Consider the following 3577-nt stretch of genomic DNA (forward strand, 5'->3'; position numbering starts at 1 on the left):
CCCTTGGCGTCGGCAGGCAGTTCCTTGAACTTGCCCTTGCCGCGACCGCCGGCATGGATCTGGCTCTTCACCACATAGAGCGGGCCGGGCAGCGTCTTGGCGGCGGCTTCCGCCTCGCTTGCCTTGAACACCGGGACGCCGCTTGCGACGGGCGCGCCGAACGACTTCAGCAGCGCCTTGGCCTGATATTCATGGATGTTCATGCGCTTGGTCTCCGGAGAGGGACGATTACTTGCCGGCGAGATGCGGGGCGATCTTGGTGCAGGCCTCGGTGAGGCCCTGCACGGCCGCCACCGAATTGTCGAACATCTTCTGCTCGGCCTTGGAGAGGTCGATCTCGATGACGCGCTCGACACCGCCGGCGCCGATCACCACCGGGACGCCGACATAGGTCCCCTTGACGCCGTACTGACCGGACAGGTGCGCCGCGCAGGGCAGCACGCGCTTCTTGTCTTTCAGGTACGATTCCGCCATCGCGATGGCCGAGGCCGCCGGCGCGTAATAGGCTGAGCCGGTCTTCAAGAGGCCGACGATCTCGGCGCCGCCGTCGCGGGTGCGCTGCACGATCTGGTCGAGCTTCTCCTTGGAGGTCCAGCCCATCTTGACGAGGTCGGGCAGCGGGATCCCCGACACGGTCGAATAGCGGATCATCGGCACCATCGAGTCGCCATGGCCGCCGAGCACGAAGGCGGTGACGTCCTCGACCGAGACCTTGAACTCTTCCGCCAGGAAGTAGCGGAAGCGGGCGCTGTCCAGCACGCCGGCCATGCCGACGACATGGCTGGTCGGCAGGCCCGAAAACTTCTGCAGCGCCCAGACCATGGCATCGAGCGGGTTGGTGATGCAGATGACGAACGCCTTCGGCGCGTATTTCTTGAGACCCGCGCCGACCTGTTCCATGACCTTGAGATTGATGCCGAGAAGATCGTCGCGGCTCATGCCAGGCTTGCGCGGGACGCCGGCGGTGACGATGCAGACATCCGCGCCCTCGATGCCGGCATAGTCGTTGACGCCTGTCAGTCTGGAGTCGAATCCGTCGACCGGCGAGGACTGGGCGATGTCGAGACCCTTGCCCTGCGGAATGCCCTCGGCGATGTCGAACAGCACCACGTCGCCGAGATCCTTCAGGCCGATCATATGGGCGAGCGTGCCGCCGATCATGCCCGAGCCGATGAGCGCTATCTTGTTGCGTGCCATGTCAGGATGTTTTCCCTTTGTCTGTGACGGTGCCATGACGGGGGCCGGGGGCCGGAAGGAATGCGGGAAACCGCGGGATTTCGCCGAACCCAATAGCCCCGGCATGGAGAAAATTCAAACGGTTATTTTGAGCCTAGTGTTTTCAATCGGTTAGATGCATTGGGAATTACGTAAACGTCAAAGTTTTCGAGCCAACTGAACAGAATTTACACAATAAACGATGAAATCAGAAGGCTTTCATCCCGGCGATGACGCCGTTGTGATTTTAGGAGGGGGCGAACAGAGGCAAGGGGGGCGGCTGAGCGGTTCGGGAGGTGCGCATTCAAGCGACGAAGCGCATATCGCTTGCTCATCCCAGGTCTTGGCTCCGCGCGTCGCTCCGCCCTAGGATGAGGACTGGACGCGGCTACGCTCACGCCTGCCGCGCCTCCGCGGGCTCCGACCCGACTTGCCGCCTCTCCGCCCAGCCTTCCAGCCAGTCGCGGCTCTGCATTTCGATCAGCCGCGAGGCGGTGCGCTCGAATTCGAAGACTTCCGTGCCGCGCCTGGCGGTGTAGAGCCCTTCGGGGGGCGCGGCGGCGCTCACAACCAGCCGCATGTGGTGGTCGTAAAGCGTGTCGATGAGCAGAATAAAACGCTTGGCTTCGTTGCGCTTGCCTTCGTCGAGCACCGGCACATGGTCGATGAAGACGGTCGCGAAGCGGTCGGCGATGGCCAGATAGTCGCGCGCGCCGAGCGGCTTTTCGCAGAGATCGGCGAAGGAGAAACGGGCGGCATCGCCGGCAGCGCGCGGCACCACAAGCTGACGCCCTTTCAGCGTCAGTGTCATCGCCTCGGTCGGCCTGCCATGTGTCATCGTCTTCCAAGCGTCGTCGAGCGCGCGGTCGGCCGCGGCGTCGGCCGGCGTGACATAGATTGGCAGGCGGTTGAGCTTTTCCTGCCGGTAGTCCTTTTCGGCATCCAGCGTCAGCACATGCGCATGGCGTTCGAGCAGGCCGATGAAGGGCAGGAAAAGCTGCCGGTTGAGGCCGTCTCGATAAAGGTCATGAGGCGCGACGTTGGAGGTGGCGACCAGCACGACGCCTTTGGAAAACAGCGCCGAGAACAGGCGCGACAGGATCATGGCATCGGCAATGTCGGTGACCGAAAACTCGTCGAAGCACAGCACCCAGGCCTCCTCGGCCAGCGCCCGCGCCACCGGCGGGATCGGATCGTCTTCCTTGACATCGCCGTTCTTGCGCGCCGCCCGGTGTTTTTGGATGCGGTCCTGCACGTCGGCCATGAAATCGTTGAAATGGACGCGGCGCTTTCGCCTGACCGGCAGGAGATCGAAGAACATGTCCATCAGCATCGTCTTGCCGCGCCCGACGCCGCCATGGATGTAAAGGCCCTTGACGGCCTCGCGCGGCTTGTTGCTGCGCGCGAACAGCCAGCCCAGCGCGCTCGATTTCTGCGCCAGCCTTTTTGCGGAGATCTCGTCGGTCAGCCGGTCGAGCGCGGCGACGACGCGCTCCTGCGCCGGATCGCGTTCGACCACGCCGGTTTCCACCAGGTGGTCGTAGCGCTGCCTGACGGTCGCATGCGTCTGAAGGCCGTCACGCAGGTGCATAGGTCACGTCGTTCTCGGGCAATTTCGGAAAGCGGCTTGCCATCCGAAACTGCGTGAAACAATAGGGGAGGGTCCGCCCTACCTTGTAAGCGAGATCGGCTGGCCGTTGGAAGTCTGGCCGTCGAACTTTTCGCCGCCGGAGGAATAGAGCCTGGCCAGCGTGCCGCCGTTTTCGTCGTAGAGCGTCAGCTGCTTGCCGGCGACATTCCACGACTTGATGCCGTCGATCGGAGCCGGGCAATGCAGCGGACCGGCGCGGTAGCCGGCGCCGAACTTGGTCTGCGGCGTCGCCACCTTGCAGCTCTGGCCGGAGACACTGACATTCCAGACGCCGGCGACGCTGGCCGCGGTCAGGTCCGCGGCGCCCGTGGGCGCCGAACCGTCCGGCGGCAGCGAAGCCATCTGACTGTTCTTCGGCGCGGTGGGGAATTGCGACGGGTCGGTGGTGCCCGGAGCAGCCGGCGGCGGCAGCTGGTTCTGCGTCACCGTGCCGGAGGGCGCCGGCGTGAGCGGCGCCGGCTGCTGATCGTCCATCGATGAGAAGCGCGAGGTCGAGCAGCCGCTCGCAACGAGCGCGGCCAGCGATACGGCCAAAAGGCCAGTCTTCGAAAAAGTCATTCCAACCTCCGTCGGATCCGGTGGGGGCGCCGTCCGCGTAAACACTCGCTTCACCAAGATGGCGAAGGTGGCAGAATTTCAACCCGATATGGTTAAAATAGGGTTTTCGGAGCTGGTGTTGCAAATTTGTCGCGACGGCTTCCTCAGCGGGGC

The 3577-nt window shown here is 63.9% G+C and carries 4 protein-coding genes; all 4 read right to left on the minus strand.

The window, feature by feature from the left end; genetic code table 11:
• The coding region (locus EOA32_RS34825) for an ATP-grasp domain-containing protein (RefSeq protein WP_348632244.1) at positions 1–203 on the minus strand (203 nt) is incomplete at its 3' end.
• Positions 204–228: 25 nt separating this feature from the next.
• A complete protein-coding gene (gene mdh / locus EOA32_RS34830) occupies positions 229–1197 on the minus strand; it encodes a malate dehydrogenase (RefSeq protein WP_040996351.1) in 969 nt (322 codons plus the stop codon).
• Between the two features lie 412 nt (positions 1198–1609).
• Positions 1610–2806: a cell division protein ZapE gene (gene zapE / locus EOA32_RS34835; RefSeq protein ID WP_128374108.1), complete on the minus strand. Its 1197-nt coding sequence runs from the start codon at positions 2804–2806 to the stop codon at positions 1610–1612.
• A gap of 78 nt (positions 2807–2884) precedes the next feature.
• The gene (locus EOA32_RS34840; protein WP_095779966.1) at positions 2885–3424 is read right to left on the minus strand and encodes a protease inhibitor Inh/omp19 family protein; all 540 of its coding nucleotides are present in this window, start codon (positions 3422–3424) and stop codon (positions 2885–2887) included.
• Positions 3425–3577 lie beyond the last annotated feature (153 nt).

Source organism: Mesorhizobium sp. M1A.F.Ca.ET.072.01.1.1 (genome assembly GCF_004023325.1).
Taxonomy (GTDB): domain Bacteria; phylum Pseudomonadota; class Alphaproteobacteria; order Rhizobiales; family Rhizobiaceae; genus Mesorhizobium.